This is a genomic window from Streptomyces regalis (assembly GCF_001509475.1).
Taxonomy (GTDB): Bacteria; Actinomycetota; Actinomycetes; order Streptomycetales; family Streptomycetaceae; genus Streptomyces; species Streptomyces regalis.
On the sequence record NZ_LLZG01000198.1, the window covers coordinates 13,447 to 32,341 of the forward strand.

20 protein-coding genes are annotated in these 18,895 nt (G+C 71.8%); 14 read left to right on the top strand and 6 right to left on the bottom strand.

What is annotated here, in order from left to right; all coding sequences use genetic code 11:
• The first annotated feature begins 1 nt into the window (after position 1).
• Entirely contained in the window at positions 2-475 is a 474-nt protein-coding gene (locus ADL12_RS21870) for a C40 family peptidase (RefSeq protein ID WP_062704370.1), read from the top strand.
• An 84-nt stretch (positions 476-559) separates the two neighbouring features.
• Here the strand turns inward: ADL12_RS21870 and ADL12_RS21875 are convergent, their stop codons facing one another.
• Positions 560-1,174 carry a LysE family translocator gene (locus ADL12_RS21875; protein WP_062704371.1) on the bottom strand — a complete coding sequence of 205 codons (615 nt, stop codon included), beginning with the start codon at positions 1,172-1,174 and terminating at the stop codon, positions 560-562.
• A 123-nt stretch (positions 1,175-1,297) separates the two neighbouring features.
• Between ADL12_RS21875 and ADL12_RS21880 the strand changes: the two genes are divergently transcribed.
• Positions 1,298-2,218: a LysR family transcriptional regulator gene (locus ADL12_RS21880; protein ID WP_062704372.1), complete on the top strand. Its 921-nt coding sequence runs from the start codon at positions 1,298-1,300 to the stop codon at positions 2,216-2,218.
• Positions 2,219-2,221: 3 nt separating this feature from the next.
• On the opposite strand, the gene ADL12_RS21885 is transcribed toward ADL12_RS21880, so the two are convergent.
• A complete protein-coding gene (locus tag ADL12_RS21885) occupies positions 2,222-2,680 on the bottom strand; it encodes an ATP-binding protein (RefSeq protein ID WP_062704373.1) in 459 nt (152 codons plus the stop codon).
• A 213-nt stretch (positions 2,681-2,893) separates the two neighbouring features.
• Between ADL12_RS21885 and ADL12_RS21890 the strand changes: the two genes are divergently transcribed.
• Both ADL12_RS21890 and ADL12_RS21895 read left to right on the top strand, forming a co-directional pair.
• Positions 2,894-3,763, top strand: a complete 870-nt coding sequence (locus tag ADL12_RS21890) for a helix-turn-helix domain-containing protein (RefSeq protein WP_062704374.1) — start codon at positions 2,894-2,896, stop codon at positions 3,761-3,763.
• 9 nt (positions 3,764-3,772) lie between these two features.
• The gene (locus ADL12_RS21895) at positions 3,773-4,000 is read left to right on the top strand and encodes a DUF397 domain-containing protein (protein WP_062704375.1); all 228 of its coding nucleotides are present in this window, start codon (positions 3,773-3,775) and stop codon (positions 3,998-4,000) included.
• A gap of 71 nt (positions 4,001-4,071) precedes the next feature.
• On the opposite strand, the gene ADL12_RS21900 is transcribed toward ADL12_RS21895, so the two are convergent.
• Positions 4,072-5,199: an 8-amino-7-oxononanoate synthase gene (locus tag ADL12_RS21900; RefSeq protein WP_062704376.1), complete on the bottom strand. Its 1,128-nt coding sequence runs from the start codon at positions 5,197-5,199 to the stop codon at positions 4,072-4,074.
• 146 nt (positions 5,200-5,345) lie between these two features.
• Between ADL12_RS21900 and bioB the strand changes: the two genes are divergently transcribed.
• From bioB to ADL12_RS21920, 4 genes are read left to right on the top strand one after another with little or no spacing between them, the layout of a single operon-like run.
• On the top strand, positions 5,346-6,569 hold the full coding sequence (gene bioB / locus ADL12_RS21905; RefSeq protein WP_062704377.1) for a biotin synthase BioB: 1,224 nt from the start codon (positions 5,346-5,348) through the stop codon (positions 6,567-6,569).
• Positions 6,562-7,860, top strand: coding sequence for an adenosylmethionine--8-amino-7-oxononanoate transaminase (locus ADL12_RS21910; protein ID WP_107119984.1), 1,299 nt, complete (start codon positions 6,562-6,564; stop codon positions 7,858-7,860). The genes bioB and ADL12_RS21910 overlap by 8 nt, the downstream gene beginning before the upstream one ends.
• 1 nt (position 7,861) lies before the next feature.
• Positions 7,862-8,578, top strand: coding sequence for a dethiobiotin synthase (gene bioD, locus ADL12_RS21915; RefSeq protein WP_062704378.1), 717 nt, complete (start codon positions 7,862-7,864; stop codon positions 8,576-8,578).
• Positions 8,579-8,635: 57 nt separating this feature from the next.
• Positions 8,636-9,088, top strand: a complete 453-nt coding sequence (locus tag ADL12_RS21920; RefSeq protein WP_079052202.1) for a hypothetical protein — start codon at positions 8,636-8,638, stop codon at positions 9,086-9,088.
• Here ADL12_RS21920 and ADL12_RS21925 read toward each other — a convergent pair.
• Positions 9,085-11,481, bottom strand: coding sequence for a helix-turn-helix transcriptional regulator (locus ADL12_RS21925; RefSeq protein ID WP_244188005.1), 2,397 nt, complete (start codon positions 11,479-11,481; stop codon positions 9,085-9,087). The two genes, ADL12_RS21920 and ADL12_RS21925, sit on opposite strands and share 4 nt — an antisense overlap.
• Before the next feature lie 118 nt (positions 11,482-11,599).
• Here ADL12_RS21925 and ADL12_RS21930 point away from each other — a divergent pair, with 118 nt between their 5' ends.
• Complete coding sequence (locus ADL12_RS21930; protein ID WP_062704380.1) at positions 11,600-12,286, top strand: esterase/lipase family protein; 687 nt, start codon at positions 11,600-11,602, stop codon at positions 12,284-12,286.
• A gap of 104 nt (positions 12,287-12,390) precedes the next feature.
• Positions 12,391-13,083 (top strand): class I SAM-dependent methyltransferase, encoded by a 693-nt coding sequence (locus tag ADL12_RS21935; protein ID WP_062704381.1) that lies wholly within the window; start codon positions 12,391-12,393, stop codon positions 13,081-13,083.
• On the opposite strand, the gene ADL12_RS21940 is transcribed toward ADL12_RS21935, so the two are convergent.
• On the bottom strand, positions 13,084-13,458 hold the full coding sequence (locus ADL12_RS21940) for a hypothetical protein (RefSeq protein WP_062704382.1): 375 nt from the start codon (positions 13,456-13,458) through the stop codon (positions 13,084-13,086).
• A 4-nt stretch (positions 13,459-13,462) separates the two neighbouring features.
• Positions 13,463-13,690, bottom strand: coding sequence for an antitoxin (locus tag ADL12_RS21945; protein ID WP_062704383.1), 228 nt, complete (start codon positions 13,688-13,690; stop codon positions 13,463-13,465).
• A 192-nt stretch (positions 13,691-13,882) separates the two neighbouring features.
• On the opposite strand from ADL12_RS21945, the gene ADL12_RS21950 reads away from it, so the two are divergent.
• The 4 genes from ADL12_RS21950 (at position 13,883) to ADL12_RS21965 (ending at position 18,813) form a co-directional block, all read left to right on the top strand.
• A complete protein-coding gene (locus ADL12_RS21950) occupies positions 13,883-14,728 on the top strand; it encodes an ABC transporter ATP-binding protein (protein ID WP_062704384.1) in 846 nt (281 codons plus the stop codon).
• Between the two features lie 4 nt (positions 14,729-14,732).
• Positions 14,733-17,306, top strand: coding sequence for an ABC transporter permease (locus tag ADL12_RS21955; RefSeq protein WP_062704385.1), 2,574 nt, complete (start codon positions 14,733-14,735; stop codon positions 17,304-17,306).
• A 95-nt stretch (positions 17,307-17,401) separates the two neighbouring features.
• Positions 17,402-18,331 (top strand): LLM class F420-dependent oxidoreductase, encoded by a 930-nt coding sequence (locus ADL12_RS21960; RefSeq protein WP_062704429.1) that lies wholly within the window; start codon positions 17,402-17,404, stop codon positions 18,329-18,331.
• A gap of 56 nt (positions 18,332-18,387) precedes the next feature.
• Positions 18,388-18,813, top strand: a complete 426-nt coding sequence (locus ADL12_RS21965; protein WP_062704386.1) for a GNAT family N-acetyltransferase — start codon at positions 18,388-18,390, stop codon at positions 18,811-18,813.
• Positions 18,814-18,895 lie beyond the last annotated feature (82 nt).

Sequence of the window (18,895 nt, forward strand, 5' to 3'; positions counted from 1 at the left end):
CATGACTGCGCTCAATCGTGTCCCGTCGCTCATGGTCCGGGCCAGTACGGCCTCGGCCCTCACCATCGCCGCAGTGGGCGGCTCGATCGTCGCGCCCGGCTTCGCCCCCGAGGCAGAGGCAGCCACACCGGCGACGAAGGCACTTCAGGTCGCGGCCTCCAAGAAGGGCTCGCCGTACAGGTGGGGCGCCACGGGCCCGCACCGGTTCGACTGCTCCGGGCTCACGCTGTATTCGTACAAAAAAGCGGGCAAGAAGCTGCCCCGTACGGCGGCCCAGCAGTACAACAAGACCCGCCACATCTCCGCCGGCAACCGCAAGGCCGGAGACCTGGTGTTCTTCCACTCGGGGTCGAACGTCTACCACGTCGGCATCTACGCCGGGAAGGGAAAGATCTGGCACTCCCCCAAGAGCGGGGACGTCGTGCGGCTGCAGAAGATCTGGACCAGGAGCGTCTGGTACGGCCGGGTCAAGTGACCTCCCCGGAGGCGGTGACGGCTGTCTGACGCGCCGTCACCGCCCCCGGGGCCCCGGACTGAGGGCGGGGTGCCGGAAAGGCTCTCAGACGGCGAGCAGCGGCCCGGCGAGGAGTGCCGCGCCGAAGGCCGTCAGCGCGGCGCCGGTGACGGTCGTGACGGCCCGGGCGGCGCGCGGCCGGCGCAGCCACCTGCCGAGCCGGTCCACCAGCAGGGCGACCACCTGGAACCACACCAGGGCGATCGCGAGCACGATCAGGGCGAGCAGCAGTGTCCGGGGCAGTGCCGGAGCGCCCGCGGGCACGAACTGAGGCAGCACGCTGAGGAACGTGAGGGACGCCTTCGGGTTGAGGGCGTTGGTGACGAAGCCCTGCCGCAGCGGTCGCGCGGTGGAAACCTCGCGCTCGTCCATCACGTCGGTGCGCCGCTGCCGTAGCGTCTGGACGCCCAGATAGAGCACATAGACACCGCCCACCACTTGGAGCGCGCGAAACAGCGCCGGTACGGCGGTCAGGACCGCGGCGACTCCCACCACCGCCAGCGCCACATGGACCAGCAGCCCGGCCCCGATCCCGAGCGCGCAGGCGATGCCGGCCCGGCGGGAGACGAGGGCGTTGCGTACGACGACGGTGAAGTCGGCCCCGGGCATGGCGATCAGGCCGGCGGAGACCCCGGTGAAGGCGATGAGCTGAGCGTCCATGCGGCCAGCCTGCCGCGCGGAAGCCTTCAGCAGGTATGTCGAATATCCTGGGGAGTCCTTAAGCAATGCTTTAGGCAGCGCCGCCGCCCTGCCGCTCGGCGCCTCGCTCGAAGGGACCCCGCCATGTACGACCCGACCCGCCTCGCCGCCCTGGTGGCGGTCGCCGAGGCGGGTTCGATCACCCGGGCCGCCGAGCGGCTCGGCTACACCACGCCCGCGCTCTCCCAGCAGCTGGCCAAGCTGGAGCGCGAGGCGGGCACCGCCCTTCTGGTACGGCACCACCGCGGGGCGCGGCTGACGGGTGCGGGCGAGTTGCTGGTGGCCCGGGCGCGACGGGTGCTGGACGAACTCGACCGGGCCCGGCATGAACTGGCCCGGCTGACCGGCCTGTCGGGCGGGACCCTCCGGCTCGGCACCTTCCAGACCGCGGGCATCCATCTGCTGCCCCCGGCCCTCAGCGCCTTCCACCGGGCGCATCCGGATGTGGAGCTGACGGTCGCCGACTACGAACCGTCGGCCGGCGTCGCCGCCGTGGCGGCCGGTGAGGTCGATCTGGCGCTGACGCACGCCTACGCACCCGGCGATCCGGTCCCCCTGCCGTCCTCCGTCGGCATCGAGCCGATCCTGGTCGAGGAACTGGTCCTGGTGTCCGCTCCGGGCCACGTCCTCACCAGCGGCGCCGCACGGCTGCCGCTGGCCGAGCTCGCCGGGCAACCCCTGATCAGCATGGCGCCGGACGCTCCGGCCCGGCGGGCGGTCGAGGCGGTGCTGGCCGGGGCCGGCGCCACGCCCTCGGTACGGGTCCCGACGCCGGGGTACCTCCTGGTGTGCGCGCTGGCCAGTGCGGGGCTGGGGGTCGCGGTCGTACCGGAGATGGTGGCGCGCACGTCGGTCACTCCGGTCGGGGTGCGGGCGCTGGAGGGCGGCGAGCTGCGCCGTACGATCTCGGTCGCTTTCCGAAGTGACGAGGTGGCTCCCGCGGCGGACGCTTTCCGGGCGCTGCTGCGCGGCACGTTCGGACGCGCAGGGCAGCCGCACCCCTGAGGGTCATGGTTCCTGCTGTCCCGCAGCCGGCACCGGTTCCGCGGCCGCGGTCCACGGCAGTTCGATGGAGACGGTCTTGCCGCCCTCGCGGGTCGGCCGCACCCTCAGCTTGCCGCCGCACTCCGCGGTCAGCCAGCGGATGATGACCAGGCCGCGGCCGTTGTCCTGCTGGACGGCGGCCGGCAGCCGCTTGGGGAACCGCGGATGGCTGTCGGTGACTCCGATGCGCAGGTGTTCGTCACGGTCGAGCTCGAGGTCCACCGTGAAGGTGGGTGACTGCCCGAGGGTGTGCTGTACGGCGTTGGTGGTGAGTTCGGAGACGATCAGCCGGATGGTGTCGGCCGCCTCCGTGTCCGGTGGCAGTCCCCACTCCGCGAGGGTGGTGACCACATAGGTCCGGGCCGCGGAGACCGAGGCGGGATCGCTCGGCAGAGTGACGGATGCTTCCAGGTGATCTGCCATGGCGACGTCGTCCCTTTCCCAACGGGACCGCAGTCCGACACGGAGCGGATGGTTCGAGTACGGTCCCGGACTGGTGCTTCGTCGCCAGACTGCCATTACCAGGGCCGTCAGGGTGCCGATCCACCGAGATATGCATATATCTGTCGCTCGAAGCGGTGAACTCTGCGACGGCAGACCGTATTTGGGCGGCTCGGTTGGAGTAAGGAGTTTCCCATGCAGCACGGTCCCGCGGTGCGCCGCCGGAAACTGGGCGCGGAACTGCGTGCGTTGCGCACCGGTGCAGGGCTCACCAGTGGTGAGGCGGCCCGGCTGGTGGGCTGGCACCAGTCCAAGGTGAGCCGTATCGAGACCGGCGCCAGTGGGGTGAAACCGGCCGATGTGCGGTTACTGCTGGACGCATACGGCGTACAGGATTCCCAACTGCGGGAATTGCTCGTGGTGTTGGCGGGGTCCGACGAGGGTGGCGGGCGGCATCACTGGTGGCACGCGTACCGCGGAGTGCTGCCGCCGACGTACCGGGACTTCATCAGCCTGGAGTCCCAGGCGAGCGCGATGCGCACGCTGGAGACCTCCGTGGTGCCCGGGCTGCTGCAGACGCCCGAGTACGCCCGGGCTGTGACGCGGGCCGCGGTGGGCGGGCTCGACCAGGCCGCCGACGAACGGCTCGACGCGCTGGTCGCGGTCCGTCTGGCCAGGCAGGACGTGCTGCACGCCGATCCGCCGTTGCAACTGAGCGCGGTGCTCGACGAGGCGGTGTTGCGCCGGGAGATCGGCGGGCCCGAGGTGATGGCGCGGCAGCTGAGGCGGCTGGTGGAGGCGGCGCGGCTGCCCCAAGTCAGGCTGCAGGTCCTGCCGTTCGCGGCCGGCGAGCATATCGGCATCACCGGGCCTTTCGTTATCTTCTCATTTTCGCGCACTTCTGATCTGGATGTGGTTGTTCTCGACCACTTGACGAGTAGCCTCTACCTCGAACGGAAAGAAGACCTCCAGGCCTACACGGAGGCCTTCAACGCCCTTCGGATCCACGCCCTTTCGCCCGAGGAATCGATGGATTACATCGCCGCGCTGGGTGGCGGCGCGTAAGGAGGCACCATGACAGCACTGCCTCGGAACGTGACTTCAAGTACCGATCTGCTCGGTGCACGATGGCTGCGCAGCAGCTACAGCACCGGAGCGAACAACTGCGTCGAGACGGCACGGCCGCACTCCGGTCCCTGGATCGGACTGCTCGCCGTGCGCGACTCCAAGGACCCGGCCGGACCCGCGCTGCTCTTCTCCCCCGAGAGCTGGGCGGGCTTCACGGCCGCGCTCCAGTCCTGACCGCTCCGATCAGTTCTGACCGACTCTGATCAGTTACGCCAGGTGCGGCGGCAGGGCCGTGTCACGCCGACTCATGGTCGTGTCTCGCCGATGACCCGTACAGCGCGTTCGATCTGCCCCTCGGAGAGGTCCGCTCGGGCGGTCAGCCTCAGCCGTGAGATGCCGTCGGGGACGGAAGGAGGACGGAAGCAGCCCACGGCGAGGCCTGCCGCACGGCACTCGGCCGCCCAGAGCACGGCCTCTTCGGGGGACGGCGCGCGCACGGAGACGACCGCGGCGTCCGGACGTACGGCTTGCAGGCCCGCGGCCGTCAGCCGGGTGTGCAGTTCGTCCGCCACCGTGCGCGCCCGCGCCGCACGCTCCGGCTCGCGGCGCAGCAGTCTCAGTGCCGCCAGGGCCGCGCCCACCGCCGCGGGGGCGAGGCCCGTGTCGAAGATGAACGTCCTGGCCGCGTTGACCAGGTGGTCGATCACCCGGGCGGGGCCGAGGACGGCTCCGCCCTGACTGCCGAGCGACTTGGACAGCGTGACCGTCACGACGACGTCGTCGGCGCCCGCGAGCCCCGCCGCGTGCGGGGCGCCGCGGCCGCCGTCGCCGAGCACGCCGAGGCCGTGGGCGTCGTCGACGACCAGCCCCGCGCCGTGTTCCCGGCACGCCTCGGCAAGCCCGCCCAGCGGGGCGGCGTCGCCGTCGACCGAGAAGACGGTGTCGGACACGACGACGGCCGACCCGTCGTGCGTCTGGAGCGCCTTGCGCACGGCGTCCGGTTCGGCGTGCGCGACGACCTGTGTGGTGCCACGCGCGAGCCGGCAGCCGTCGATCAGCGAGGCGTGGTTGCCCGCGTCCGAGACGATGAGCGAGCCGTTCGGCGCCAGCGCCGTGACCGCGGCGAGGTTGGCCGCGTAGCCGGAGGAGAAGACCAGCGCCGCCTCGAAGCCGCAGAAGTCGGCCAGCTCGCGCTCCAGCTCGGCGTGCAGCTCCGTCGTGCCCGTGACGAGCCGGGACCCGGTCGCCCCGCCGCCCCACGTCCGCGCGGCCCGCGCCGCGCCCTCGGTCACCTCGGGGTGATGGGCCAGGCCCAGGTAGTCGTTGCTCGCTAGGTCGAGGAGCGGGGAGTCGGCGGGGCGGGGGCGCAGGGTCCGTACGAGTCCGGCGCGGCGGCGCAGCTCCGCCTGCTCGTCGATCCAGCCGAACGCCATGACTCCTCCGGGCTTTTGTAGGCAGTGCACAGACACTAGTCGCCCGGCCGACCACCCACGGTGTGGCAATACCCACACATCGAAGTGACAGGGTTGTGCAAACTCTCCTTGGCTCGGAGGCCCTCCGTACGTAAGGATCAGCTCCCATGGACCTGCTGAACACGCTGGTGGACAAGGGGCTTCGGCGCGAGCTGCCGACCCGCGAGGAAGCCTTGGCCGTCCTCGCCACTTCCGACGACGACCTGCTCGATGTGGTGGCCGCGGCCGGCAAGGTACGCCGGCAGTGGTTCGGCCGACGGGTGAAACTCAACTATCTCGTCAACCTCAAGTCGGGCCTGTGCCCGGAGGACTGCTCCTACTGTTCCCAGCGGCTCGGCTCGACCGCCGGCATCCTCAAGTACACCTGGCTCAAGCCGGACGAGGCCTCCCAGGCCGCGGCCGCCGGTTTGGCGGGTGGCGCCAAGCGGGTCTGTCTGGTGGCGTCCGGGCGCGGCCCGACCGACCGTGACGTGGACCGGGTCTCCGACACCATCAAGGCGATCAAGGACCAGAACGAGGGCGTCGAGGTGTGCGCCTGTCTCGGCCTGCTGTCCGACGGCCAGGCGGAGCGGCTGCGCGAGGCGGGTGCGGACGCGTACAACCACAACCTCAACACCTCCGAGGGCACATACGCGGACATCACGACCACGCATACCTACGCCGACCGTGTCGACACCGTGCAGAAGGCGCACGCGGCCGGCCTGTCCGCCTGCTCCGGCCTCATCGCCGGCATGGGCGAGAGCGACGAGGACCTGGTCGACGTCGTCTACGCGCTGCGCGAGCTGGACCCGGACTCGGTGCCGGTCAACTTCCTGATCCCGTTCGAGGGCACCCCGCTGGCCAAGGAGTGGAACCTCACCCCGCAGCGCTGTCTGCGGATCCTGGCCATGGTGCGCTTCGTCTGCCCCGACGTCGAGGTGCGCATCGCCGGCGGCCGCGAGGTGCATCTGCGCTCGATGCAGCCGCTCGCCCTGCACCTGGCCAACTCGATCTTCCTCGGTGACTACCTCACCAGCGAGGGCCAGGCGGGCAAGGCCGACCTGGAGATGATCGCGGACGCCGGGTTCGAGGTGGAGGGTGCCGACCAGGTGACGCTGCCGGAGCACCGGGCTGCGGCGGCCGGGGGCGGCTGCGGTTCGCACGAGAGCGCGGGCTGCGAGTCCCCGGAGAGCGCCGGGTGCGGTGGGCATCAAAGCGCCGGGTGCGGGTCGCACGAGGGCGGCGGTGTGTGCGGTACGGCCGCTGCGGCGCCGGTCTCCACCGAACCGCGCACCGACCTGGTCGCCGTACGCCGCCGGGGCGCCGGCACGGACCTCGCGCCCAATGCCTGACCTGCGCCCCGTGCCCGACCTGACCGTGCCCGAGCTGCTGGAGCTCGACCGGCGGCACGTCTGGCATCCGTACGGCCCCATGCCCGGCCGCGTCGAGCCGCTGGTCGTGGAGTCGGCCGGCGGGGTGCGGCTGAAGCTGGCGGACGGCTCGGGCGAGCTGGTCGACGGGATGTCGTCCTGGTGGTCGGCGATCCACGGCTACAACCACCCGGTGCTCAACGAGGCCGCGCGCGAGCAGCTGTCGCGCATGAGCCATGTCATGTTCGGCGGGCTCACGCACGAGCCCGCCGTACGCCTGGCGAAGCTCCTTGTCGACATGTCACCCGAAGGCCTGGAGCATGTGTTCCTCGCCGACTCCGGGTCGGTGTCGGTCGAGGTCGCGGTCAAGATGTGCCTGCAGTACTGGCGTTCGCTGGGCCGCCCCGGCAAGCAGCGGCTGCTGACCTGGCGTGGCGGCTACCACGGCGACACCTGGCAACCGATGTCGGTGTGCGATCCCGAGGGCGGGATGCACGAGCTGTGGACCGGCGTGCTCCCGCGCCAGGTGTTCGCGGACCCGCCGCCGACGGAGTACGAGGAGTCGTACGCCGACCAGCTGCGGTCGCTGATCGAGCGGCATGCCGACGAACTGGCCGCGGTGATCGTCGAGCCGGTCGTGCAGGGCGCGGGCGGGATGCGGTTCCACTCCCCCGCGTATCTGCGGGTGCTGCGAGAGGCGTGCGAGGCGCACGACGTGCTGCTGGTGTTCGACGAGATCGCGACCGGGTTCGGGCGCACGGGCGCGCTGTTCGCGGCGGACCACGCGGCGGTGACGCCGGACGTGATGTGCGTGGGCAAGGCGCTGACCGGCGGATACCTGACGATGGCCGCCACCTTGTGCACCTCGCGCGTGGCCGACGGGATCTCGCGGGGCGAGGTGCCGGTGCTGGCTCACGGCCCCACCTTCATGGGCAATCCGCTGGCGGCCGCGGTCGCCTGCGCCTCGATCGAGCTGCTGCTCGGCCAGGACTGGTCGGCCGAGGTCAAGCGGATCGAGTCGGGGCTGCGGGACGGACTGGCCCCGGCCCTGGAGCTCCCTGGTGTGCGGGACGTACGCGTGCTCGGTGCCATCGGAGTCGTCCAGCTGGATCACCCGGTGGACATGGAGGCGGCGACGGCGGCCGCTGTGCGCGAGGGCGTGTGGCTGCGGCCCTTCCGCGATCTCATCTACACGATGCCGCCGTACGTCACGGGCGACGCGGACGTGGCACGGATCGCCCGCGCGGTGTGTGCGGCTGCGCGGGAGGGCTGACATGCCGGTACTGGTGATCACGGGCACGGGCACGGAGGTCGGCAAGACGGTCACGACGGCCGCAGTCGCCGCGGCTGCGGTGGCGGCGGGCCGGTCGGTGGCGGTGCTGAAGGCCGCGCAGACGGGCGTCACGGCGGACGAGCGCGGCGACGCGGCGGAGGTCGCGCGGCTCGCGGGCACGGTGACGATCGCGGAAGTCGCCCGCTATCCGGAGCCGTTGGCCCCAGCGACGGCCGCGCGCCGGGCAGGCCGCCCTCCGGTCCGGCCGCACGAGATCGCCGAGGCCGCCGCCAAGCTGGCCGCCGAGCACGACCTGGTGCTGGTGGAGGGGGCGGGCGGGCTGCTCGTCCGTTTCGACGAGGCGGGCGGCACGCTGGCGGACGCGGCCGAGCTGATGTCGGCGCCCGTCCTGGTGGTCGCGTCGGCAGGCCTCGGCACGCTGAACACGACGGAACTGACGGCGCGTGAACTGCGCGGTCGGCGGCTCGACTTGCTGGGCGTGGTGATCGGCAGCTGGCCCGAGGCACCGGATCTGGCGTCGCGTTGCAATGTCGCGGATCTGCCGGACGTGGCGGGGGCGCCGCTGCTGGGCGCGGTACCGGCCGGTGCGGGGGCGCTCGCGCCTGCCGACTTCCGTGTCGCGGCGCCGGGTTGGCTCGCGCCGCGGTTGTTCGGGACGTGGGACGCGGAGGGGTTTCGGGGGCGGGCGGCGCCCTGAGGCATGCCCAGGGGTGACGCCGGCGACGATGTCAGACCCTCGTGCCATCCTCTGATCATGGTCAATGCAGACGCGGTCGCCGAGTGGGACGTCCTGATCGGCGAGTGGGACGAGATTCGGCACGGCTACTACCTGGGCGATGCGCCGGCGAAAGTACTGGAGTGCGCGAGGAACCTTGAGGCGAGCGTGGCGGCGGACGGGCCGGACACGGCGCTGTGGACCCTCGGACTGGTGCTCATAGGCCCATACGTGATCTACGCCTACCCGGACGCGGAAGCCGAGGCTCATGTGCTGAAGGCGATGGGTGCCGTCGAGCAGGCTCTTGGGCAGACGCCCTGCGCCCATGACGAGCATCCGTGTGACGACTTCCAGGACGATGACGAGCTGGACAACTTTCGGCACGTCCTGGACATGCTGGCCCACCCGGAGGGGGACGCCGCCCGGGAAGCGGAGATCTGGGCCTGCCCGCGGAATCTCGCCGGGTTCGCCCGCGCCTTTACCGGGGCCTAGCCGGCCTCGCTCTCGTCGCTCTCGTCCCTCTCCGCGACGATCCGCACCAATTCGATGCGCGAGCGGATTCCCAGGCGGGTGAAGACGCCGCGCAGGTGGTGGTCGATCGTGCGCGGGCTCAGGGCCAGGCGAGCGGCGATCTCCCGGTTGGTGGCGCCCTCGGCGGCCATACGGGCGACCAGGAGCTGTTGGGCTGTCAGGCGGCCGGCCGGGGCGTTGGGGCCGGGGCGCGCGGCGCCGGCCGGGGTGCCCAGGGCACGGAGCTCGGTGCGGGCCTGGTCCGCGCAGTGCGGGGCGCCGAAGGAGTCGAACGCCTCCAGCGCGCTGTGCAGGCGGTCGCGTGCCTCCGTACGGCGGCGCAGTCGGCGCAGGGCACTGCCGAACAGCAGCTCCGTGCGGGCCCGTTCGAAGTCGCGGGTGCCGTGGGAGTGCAGGTCGAGGGCCGTGCGGTAGTGGTCCACCGCTTCCTCGCCAGGCGCGAGCAGGGCGCGACAGCGGGCGCTGAGGGCGAGGTCGTCGGGGCTGCGCACGGTGCTCGCCCAACGGTGGTAGTCGGCGTGCGCGACGCGGGCCACGCGGGTGTCGCCGGTGCGGACGGCGGCCTCGACGTAGTGCGGGGTGGCCAGGTGGCGGATGGCCCGGTGGCCGTGACCGGGGCCGAATGCGGCCAGGGCGCGCAGTCGGGCGGCCGCGGCGGCGAAGTTACCGATGCTCAGGTCGAGGAAGGCGAGGGCCCACTGGGCGAGGGCGGCGGGCAGACCCAGGCCGCGCGCGAGGGCGTACGACCGTGCGGTCGCGGCACGCTCGCGGCAGACGTCCGCGTCTCCGGTGAGCGCCGCGAACATGGCGAGGGCGGCCTGCAGATGACAGGCGCCGTTGTCCTGACCTGTGGCGTGGGCCTGCCACAGCGCGTCCGTCGCAGCGGCCTCGCCGGCTCTGGGGCGCCCGGTCCACAGGTCGGCGTACGCACGGAACTCCATCGCCTGCGCCACGGTCACCGGCGTGCCCCGGGCCCGGGCGGAGGCGGCCGCACGGAGGGTCGCGGTGGCCGCCCGGGTGTGGTCGCCGAGGAGCAGCCCGGCGATCCCGGCGTGGAGGAGGACGGTGGGATCACCCCCGGGCCCGCACCGCCCGGCCGCCTCCTTCAGCAGAGCGCGCGCATCCTCGTACCGTCCGTCGAAGGCGGCCACGAGCCCGCTCAACGTGCCGGGCGGCACGACACCGAGTCGATCGGCGACGCGGGCGGCGTCTCGCAGGCGTCGTACGTCTCCGGTGTAGATGGCGGCTTCGGTGGCTCGGGCCAGGAGGTGGGCGGCGGGGTCGGGGGAGGGGACGGGGGCGGGGGCGGGGGCGACGACTGTGGCTGACGTGGCGGGGGCGGAGGCGTCGATGGCGGCAGACGGCACAGCGTCTGGGGCGGCAGGGGCGGCACACTGCGCAGCACCTGGGGCGGCAGGGGCGGCCGACGGTACGGGAACCCTGCCGACGGGGGTCGTCGCGGACTCGGGAGCGGTGCGCGCCGGGGGCAGGGAGGTCACCGCCGTCAGCAACGCGTCGAACGCCTCCGACGCGTTCCCCGCCCGAAGGGCGAGCACCCCGGTCAGAGCGTCGTCGGAGGTGGTGGCCGCCAGCCTGCGCGCCCGGTCCCCGTCGCCCGACTGCCAGGCGTAGGCGGCGGCCCGGGCGATCAGACGGGCCTGCTCGGACGGGTCCGGGCACAGCGCGGACGCCCGCTCCGCCAGAGCCCGCGCCAGGGAAAGCCGCCCCGCATCGCCCGCCTTGCCCGCGGCGGCGCCGAGTTCCACCGCCAGCCGCCCGCTGGGACCGGGCGCCCCCGCACCTCGGTGCCAGGAACGCCACGGCATCTCCCCCTCGCCGCTCAGCACCCGGGCCAGCAGGCGGTGGACATCGCGGCGGTCGGCCGGGGAGCTCGTCTCGTAGGCCGCGATCCGTGTCCACGCGTCGCGGAACACCACCCCACCCGCTCCGGCGTGCGCGACGCCGGCCGCCTCGGCGGCGTCCAGGGGCCGGGTGTCGAGGCGGGCGGCCATGACGGCGCGCAGGAAGGCGTCGGTGGGGACCGGGTACTGGTCGGCTGCGGCCAGGAGCAGGATCAGACGCGTGTCGTCCGGCAACGCCCTGATCTCCGCCCGGTGTTCGCGCAGCAGGGCCGGGGCCAGTTCGGCCGGTTCGGTGGGGAGCGGGTCAACGCCCGCCGCCTGGCGGTCGGTCAGGCGCGGGAGGAGTTCGGCGGCGGCCCGTACATCGCCGTACACGGCGCGCAGCACCCGTACGCGGACGCCCTCGGGAAGGGCGGCGGCCGGCTGTCGCCACGCGTGCGTGAGCTGCGGTGGCCAAGTGCGGCCGAGGGGAGGAGGGTTCACCGGAGTCACCACACAAATGACGTTACTGGCGAGTTAATTGAACCGTAAAGACCGGCGATTTCACCGATGCGGCGCGCGTAGACCCGGCTCGACACTCCTGACAACCCCACACGTTTCAGGAGGCATCATGCAGCGCCACAAGCGTCGCATCGCCACGGCCCTGACGGCCTTGGCCTCTTCGCTCCTTCTGTCACTGTCCCTCTCCCCCACACCCGCGCACGCCGCCACCCACGACCCCGTCGTCTTCGTGCACGGCCTGAGCAGCTCGTCGAGCAGCTGGAACGACTGGGTCGGCTACTTCAAGGCCGACGGCTACACCTCCGCCGAGCTGGACGCCTGGTCGTACGACTGGGCCCAGTCGAACGCCACCACCGCCCAGCAACTCTCGACCGAGATCAAGAACGTGCTCGCCCGGACCGGCGCCTCGAAGGTGGACGTCGTCGTCCACTCCATGGGCGCGCTCAGCTCCCGCTACTACCTCAAGAACCTCGGCGGGACGTCGTACGTGGACGACTTCGTCTCGACGGCCGGGGTGAACCACGGCACCTCCACCGCCTCGTGGTGCGCGTGGCTGTACACCTCCTGCGCGGAGATGAACACCGGCAGCTCGTTCCTGACCGCCCTGAACTCCGGTGACGAGACCCCGGGCAGCGTGTCGTACGCCAGCTACTGGTCGAACTGCGACGACGCGCTCACCCCCGACACCACCGCCATCCTCAGCGGCGCGACGAACGTCGAGGTCGGGTGCGTCTCGCACACCGACATGAACAACGACCACGGCGTGTACGAGCAGGTCAGGGACTTCATCGGCTGAGGCCGAGCCTGCCTGGACGACAGCCACGGCGACAGCGGGGGTGCGTCGGGCCCGTACGGGGGGAGAATCGGGGAGTGAGTCCCGTCCCGCCAGGGAGGTCCCCCATGGCCCTACGGTCCGCCGGCTCCGGCAAGGTGTCACGCGATGCCGTGCACCACCCGCTGTTCGCCCGCTTCTACGCACGGATCAGCGTCAACGCCGAGACCCGGATGGGCATGGGCGGCATCCGCGACCGGCTGCTGACCGGACTGTCCGGCCGGGTGATCGAGATCGGCGCGGGCAACGGTCTGAACTTCGCCCACTATCCGAGTGCGGTCTCGGAGGTCGTCGCCATCGAACCGGAGCGCCTGCTGCGGAAGTTGGCGGTGGAGTCCGCGCTGCGCGCCGGGGTGCCGGTGGACGTGGTGCCGGGCGCGGCGGAGGCGCTGCCGGTCAAGAGCGAGGCCTTCGACGCGGTGGTGCTCTCGCTGGTGCTGTGCAGCGTGCGGGACGTGCCGCGGGCGCTCGGTGAGGTACGGCGGGTGCTGCGGCCCGGCGGTGTGGTGCGGTTCTTCGAGCACGGCCGGGGCGGCGGGCGCGCGATGACCCTCACGCAGCGCGCGCTGGACCGGACGGTGTGGCCGTTGCTGAGCGGCGGCTGCCATGTCTCGCGCGACCCGGTCGCCACGCTGCGTGAGGCCGGGTTCGAACTCGGCCCCCACCGGCGGGTGATGATGCCGGAGAAGGGGCCGACGCTCCCTAGTTCGTACTGCGTGCTGGGTACGGCGTGGCGGCCGACGGAGGAGCAGCCCGTCTGATCACAGACTCCACTGGCTCAGTTCGCGCGCGATGTCCTCGACTGAGGCCTCACCGCTCTTGACCAGGCGTGCCAGATCGCGCACCTGCTCGGGTGAGGTGACGACCTTGAGGCCGCTGGCGACCAGGTACGCGTAGGCCACCGCGGAGGCGAACAGCGCGTTGGAGCGCTCCAAGGCCGGGACGTGGATGAGTAGTTGGAGCAGGGCGGCGGCGCGGGCCTGCGGACTGTCGTAGACGGGGACGTCGAAGATCTCCGCCTGATGGCGGGCGACGGCGGCGACGAGGGCACCCCAGTCGGTGACCTGGGGGTCCCCCGGCGTCCTCTTCTCGGCGAGCATCAGCAGCCAGGCAAGGTCGATGTTCAGATTGCTCAACGGATCAGCGACGACCTTCGCGCTCCGCGCCGAACTCCTCGGCGAAGACGGACTCGTACTGCTTCATGAAGTCGGCGGCGGCGTCCACAAACGTATGACCGACCTCCCCGGTGTCCTTTCTGACCAGCTCTTCGATGTAGCGGTTGACACTCATGCCACGGGCCAGGGCACGTTCGCGTGCCGCGCGGGCCGTGCCCTCGTCCACTCTCACGTTCAGCTGGGTCTTCGCCATACCTCGAAGCTAGCGCGCCGGTGCTAGCACCGGCAAGGGGTGGCCCAGGGGTGAAGGGTGCCCCTTACATCGAAACCAGGGGCCCGACCTGGGACGGAGACGGACCGGGACCTTGGGGGGATACCGGGTGTGCGGTGGATCACATTAGGCTCGGCGGGGCGAGGAGTCCGTGACGTCCGTGAGGAGACGGCCTTGTCCACAGCAGCTGCGGAGCACGCCCCGAGCCCCGCGTCGGCCGACGGGATCGCAGCCCGCGCCCGCGGTCTGACCAAGGCGTACGGCTCCGGCGAGACGACGGTGCTCGCCCTCGACGCGGTGGACGTGGACATCGCGCGCGGCCGTTTCACGGCGGTCATGGGACCGTCGGGTTCCGGGAAGTCCACGCTGATGCACTGTCTGGCGGGGCTCGACAACGTCTCGGCGGGACAGGTGTGGCTGGGCGACACCGAGATCACCGGGCTGAAGGAGCGGGAGCTGACCCGGCTGCGGCGGGACCGGATCGGGTTCATGTTCCAGTCGTTCAACCTGATCCCGACCCTGAACGCGGCCGAGAACATCACCCTGCCCATGGACATCGCGGGCAAGAAGCCCGACGAGAAGTGGCTGGACCAGGTCATCGACACCCTGGGCCTGCGGGACCGTCTGAAGCACCGGCCGTCCCAGCTCTCCGGCGGCCAGCAGCAGCGCGTCGCCTGCGCCCGCGCGCTGGCCTCCCGGCCGGAGCTGATCTTCGCGGACGAGCCGACCGGCAACCTCGACTCGCGGGCCGGCCTGGAGGTGCTCGGCTTCCTGCGGGAGGCCGTCGACCAGCTGGGGCAGACCGTCGTCATGGTCACCCACGACCCGGGCGCCGCCGCCCACTCCGACCTGGTGCTCTTCCTGGGAGATGGGCGCATCGTGGACGAGATGGCGCGGCCCACGGCGGAGGCCGTACTGGAGCGGATGCGCCTCTTTACTGGGGGGACCCCCCAGACCCCCGGGTTCGACGTGATCCGCAGCCAGTTCGACGGCGGGCCCGCGACACTCGAGGAGCGCTGACCCCGTGCTCAAGGCGACCCTGCGCAGCTTCCTCGCCCACAAGGGACGGCTGCTGCTCTCCGCCCTGGCGGTGATCCTGTCCGTGGCGTTCGTCGCGGGCAGCCTGATCTTCTCGGACACCGTCAGCCGCACCTTCGACCGGCTCTTCGCCTCGACCGCCGCCGACGTCACCGTCACCCCGAAGGAGACCCTCGACGAGACCGTGCCCTCCGGGCAGACCCTGACCCTGCCGGCCTCGCTCGCCGACCGCCTCGCCCGGGTCCAAGGCGTCGCCGCGGCCCGCGCGGAAGTGGACGTGGAGGGCCTCACCGTCGCCGACGAGGACCGCAAGTCGGTGGGCCCGACCACCGGCGCGCCCACGATCGGCACCGCCTGGAACCCGACCGAGCGCAGTCCCGTGGAGCTCACCTCCGGCCGCGCCCCCGAGGGCGATGCGCAGGTGCTGATCGACGCGGACACCACCGACAGCAAGGACGTGCGGATCGGCGACCGCCTCACGGTCATCGGGCAGGAGGGCTCCTTCCCGGTCGAGGTCGTCGGCATCGTCACCTTCACCACCACCAACCCCGGTGCCGCACTGGTCTTCTTCGACCCCGCGACTGCGCAGACGAAGCTGCTGGGCGACCCGAAGGCGGCCACCGGCATCTCGGTCGACGCGGCGGAGGGCGTCAGTGACACGGAGCTCAAGCGGCGCGTGGCCGACGCGCTGGGCAGCGACGCCGGCACCTACGAGCTGCGCACCGCCGAGGAGCAGGCCGAGTCGGACGTCGAACAGCTGGGCGGATTCCTCGACATCATCAAGTACGTCATGCTCGGCTTCGCCGGGGTCGCCGTGCTCGTGGGCGTGTTCCTGATCGTCAACACGTTCTCGATGCTGATCGCCCAGCGCACCCGTGAGCTGGGCCTGCTGCGGGCGCTCGGCGCGGACCGGCGCCAGGTGCGGCGTTCGGTCCTCACCGAGGCGATGCTGCTCGGGCTGGTCGGCTCGACGGTGGGCCTCGCGGCCGGCATCGGGCTGGCCGTCGGACTCATCGAGCTGATGGGCCTGATGGGCATGAACATCAAGGCGACCGAGATGGTCATCGGCTGGGTGACGCCGGTGACCGCCTACGTCGTCGGCCTGGGCGTCACCTTCGTGGCGGCCTACCTCCCGGCCCGGCGGGCAGCGGGCGTCTCGCCGATGGCGGCCCTCGCGGACGCCGAGATCGCCGAGATCGGGCGGCCGCTGCGGCTGCGCGCGGTGGTGGGCTCGGTGGTCGGGGCGGCCGGTGCGGCGGCGCTCGTGGGCTGTGCCGTGTCGTCCAGGACGTCGTCGGCTGCGTCCCTGCTGGGGCTCGGCGTCCTGCTGACCCTCGTCGCGACCGTGATCGCGGGACCGCTGCTCGTCCGCCCCGTGATCCGCGTCCTCGGCGGGGCCTTCCCCGCACTGTTCGGCTCCGTCGGCCGGATGAGCCAGCGCAACGCCCTGCGCAATCCGCGCCGTACCGGGGCCACCGCGGCCGCGCTGATGGTGGGCCTCGCGCTGGTCGGCGGGATGTCGGTGGCGAGCGCCTCGATGACCCAGTCGTTCGACGAGCAGATCGACAAGACGCTCGGCGCCGACTTCGTGGTGCAGAACAGCAACTTCGTGCCGTTCCCACGGGAGATCACCGACAAGATCCGCGACACCGAGGGCGTGGGGCTCGTCGTACGCTCGCAGTTCACGACGATCGCCGTGCGCCTCCCGGACGGCGACCGCGTCAAGACGACCGCCGCGGGCTACGAACCCGAGCTCGACGAGGTCGCCAACATCACCTACGCGCAGGGCGACAGCGCGGCCGCGCTCGCGGACGGGCGCCTCGCCATGGACAAGGACTTCGCCGAGGACCACGGCGTACGCGTCGGCAACGCCCTCCCGGTCGAGTTCCAGGGCGGTCGACGGGCCGAGCTGACGGTGGGCGCCCTGACCGACCAGGAGTCCGCCGAGGGGTTCGGCGCACAGGGCGGGATCTACTTCGGCCTGGGCACGCTCCAGAAGTACGCGCCGGGCGGGCAGGACGCGTCCGTGTACGTCAACGCCGCCTCCGGCACGAACGCGGACGACCTGCGGGCGAACCTGGAGGAGACACTCGACCCCTATCCCCAGGTGCAGGTCCGGGACATCGCCGACTACAAGCAGCTGGTGCACGACCAGATCGCCGTGCTGCTCTACCTCGTCTACGCGCTGCTCGGGCTCGCGATCATCATCGCGGTGCTCGGCGTGGTGAACACCCTCGCCCTGTCGGTGGTCGAGCGGACCCGGGAGATCGGGCTGCTCAGGGCCATCGGGCTGGCCCGGCGGCAGCTGCGCCGGATGATCCGGCTGGAGTCCGTGGTGATCGCCGTGTTCGGCGCGGTCCTGGGCCTCGCGCTGGGGCTGGTGTGGGGCGTGTGCACCCAGCAGGTGCTGGCGTTGCAGGGCATGACGGCGTTGGCGATCCCCTGGGGCACGATCGTGGCGGTGGTGATCGGCTCGGCGGTCGTGGGCATCGTGGCGGCGCTGCTGCCCGCGTTGCGTGCATCGCGCATGAATGTGCTGGCGGCCATCGCACACGAGTGATGGAATCGCGGCGAGTACTCAAGTCCCTTGAGGATGAGGAGAGTTCATTGTCGCGACCGGTGAGCCCGCGCCCGTTCCGCTTCGGCGTCAACCTGATGACCCCCGCCCCGGCCGACGAGTGGCGGGCCAAGTGCCGTCGGGCCGAGGAACTCGGCTACGACGTGATCCTGGTCCCCGATCACCTGGGCATGCCCGCGCCGTTCCCCGCCCTGGTCGCGGCGGCCGAGGCGACGCAGAGGCCGCGGCTGGGCACATTCGTGCTCAACGCGGGCTTCTGGAACCCGGCCCTGCTCGCCCGGGAGGTGGCGACGACGGACGCCCTCACGGGCGGGCGGCTCGAACTCGGGCTGGGCGCGGGCTACGTACAGGCGGAGCACGACACGGCAGGGTTGCCCTTCGGCACTCCCCGTGAGCGCGTGGACCATCTGCGGCGGACGGTCGAGGAGCTGGAGCGGCTGCTCGGCTCGCAGGAGCTCCCCCACTCTCGGCTTCTCCCCCACTCTCGGCTTCGCTCGAGCGGGGGGACCCCCATGAGCGGGGGGACCCCCATGCCGCAGCCGGCACAGAAGCCGCGCGTTCCCCTGCTGATCGGCGGAAACGGCGACCGCGTCCTGCGGCTGACCGCCGAGCATGCCGACATCGCGGCGTTCGGAGGCGCGTACGCGGACCCGGCGAGCACGACTGGCCGGCTCATCCCCGTCACCGCCGAGCAGCTCGACGAGCGGGTCGCCGGTTACCGGAAGTTCGCGGCGGGCCGGGAGGCACCGGCGGAGCTGAACCTGCTCCTGCAGATGGTGGCCGTCACGGAGGACCGCGCGGGCGTGGTCCAGCCCCTCCTGGACCGTGTTCCGGAACTGACCTCGGAGCAGGTCCTGGAGCTGCCGATCCTCCTGGTCGGCGCCCTGGAGCAGCTCGTCGAGCAGGTGCTGGCACGGCGGGAGCGGTACGGGTTCTCGTACCTGACCGTCCTGGAGCCGTACATGGAGGCATTCGCGCCGGTGATCGAGCGGCTGCGCGGCAAGTAGGCGTCCGGATACTGGAATTACGCGTCCCACGCTGTCGCCCGTGATGGGATCACGGCATGACTGATCTGCGGATACGGGCCGCGACGCCGGACGACCTCGACACCGTGCTGGCCTTCTGGAAGACGGCTGCCGAGGGCACGAGCATCAGCGACGACCGGGACGGCGTGGAGCGGCTGGTCGCCCGCGATCCCGAGGCGCTGATCCTCGCGGAACTCGACGGCGAGCTGGTCGGCACGGTGATCGCGGGCTTCGACGGCTGGCGCTGCCATCTGTACCGGCTGGCGGTGCACCCCGAGCGGCGCCGCCGGGGGATCGGCTCGGCGCTGCTGGCCGCCGCGGACGAGAGGTTCGTACGGCTCGGCGGGCGCCGCGGCGACGCGATGGTGCTGCAGCGCAACGAGACCGCGCACCATGCCTGGCGCGCGGCTGGGTACACGCCCCAGGAACAGTGGCGGCGGTGGGTGAAGCACCTCACGGACTGATCGCCGGGTGATCACTCACTGATCACCGACGGGAGCACTTTGCCCATCCTTTACTATTGGAGGGCCACTTCGGTCCTCCCAT

Excerpts from the sequence above, each read along its gene's own strand:
- ADL12_RS21870 (WP_062704370.1), top strand. The coding sequence starts at position 2 with ATGACTGCGCTCAATCGTGTCCCGTCGCTCATGGTCCGGGCCAGTACG.
- ADL12_RS21875 (WP_062704371.1), bottom strand. The coding sequence starts at position 1,174 with ATGGACGCTCAGCTCATCGCCTTCACCGGGGTCTCCGCCGGCCTGATC.
- ADL12_RS21880 (WP_062704372.1), top strand. The coding sequence starts at position 1,298 with ATGTACGACCCGACCCGCCTCGCCGCCCTGGTGGCGGTCGCCGAGGCG.
- ADL12_RS21885 (WP_062704373.1), bottom strand. The coding sequence starts at position 2,680 with ATGGCAGATCACCTGGAAGCATCCGTCACTCTGCCGAGCGATCCCGCC.
- ADL12_RS21890 (WP_062704374.1), top strand. The coding sequence starts at position 2,894 with ATGCAGCACGGTCCCGCGGTGCGCCGCCGGAAACTGGGCGCGGAACTG.
- ADL12_RS21895 (WP_062704375.1), top strand. The coding sequence starts at position 3,773 with ATGACAGCACTGCCTCGGAACGTGACTTCAAGTACCGATCTGCTCGGT.
- ADL12_RS21900 (WP_062704376.1), bottom strand. The coding sequence starts at position 5,199 with ATGGCGTTCGGCTGGATCGACGAGCAGGCGGAGCTGCGCCGCCGCGCC.
- bioB (WP_062704377.1), top strand. The coding sequence starts at position 5,346 with ATGGACCTGCTGAACACGCTGGTGGACAAGGGGCTTCGGCGCGAGCTG.
- ADL12_RS21910 (WP_107119984.1), top strand. The coding sequence starts at position 6,562 with ATGCCTGACCTGCGCCCCGTGCCCGACCTGACCGTGCCCGAGCTGCTG.
- bioD (WP_062704378.1), top strand. The coding sequence starts at position 7,862 with ATGCCGGTACTGGTGATCACGGGCACGGGCACGGAGGTCGGCAAGACG.
- ADL12_RS21920 (WP_079052202.1), top strand. The coding sequence starts at position 8,636 with ATGGTCAATGCAGACGCGGTCGCCGAGTGGGACGTCCTGATCGGCGAG.
- ADL12_RS21930 (WP_062704380.1), top strand. The coding sequence starts at position 11,600 with ATGCAGCGCCACAAGCGTCGCATCGCCACGGCCCTGACGGCCTTGGCC.
- ADL12_RS21935 (WP_062704381.1), top strand. The coding sequence starts at position 12,391 with ATGGCCCTACGGTCCGCCGGCTCCGGCAAGGTGTCACGCGATGCCGTG.
- ADL12_RS21945 (WP_062704383.1), bottom strand. The coding sequence starts at position 13,690 with ATGGCGAAGACCCAGCTGAACGTGAGAGTGGACGAGGGCACGGCCCGC.
- ADL12_RS21960 (WP_062704429.1), top strand. The coding sequence starts at position 17,402 with ATGACCCCCGCCCCGGCCGACGAGTGGCGGGCCAAGTGCCGTCGGGCC.
- ADL12_RS21965 (WP_062704386.1), top strand. The coding sequence starts at position 18,388 with ATGACTGATCTGCGGATACGGGCCGCGACGCCGGACGACCTCGACACC.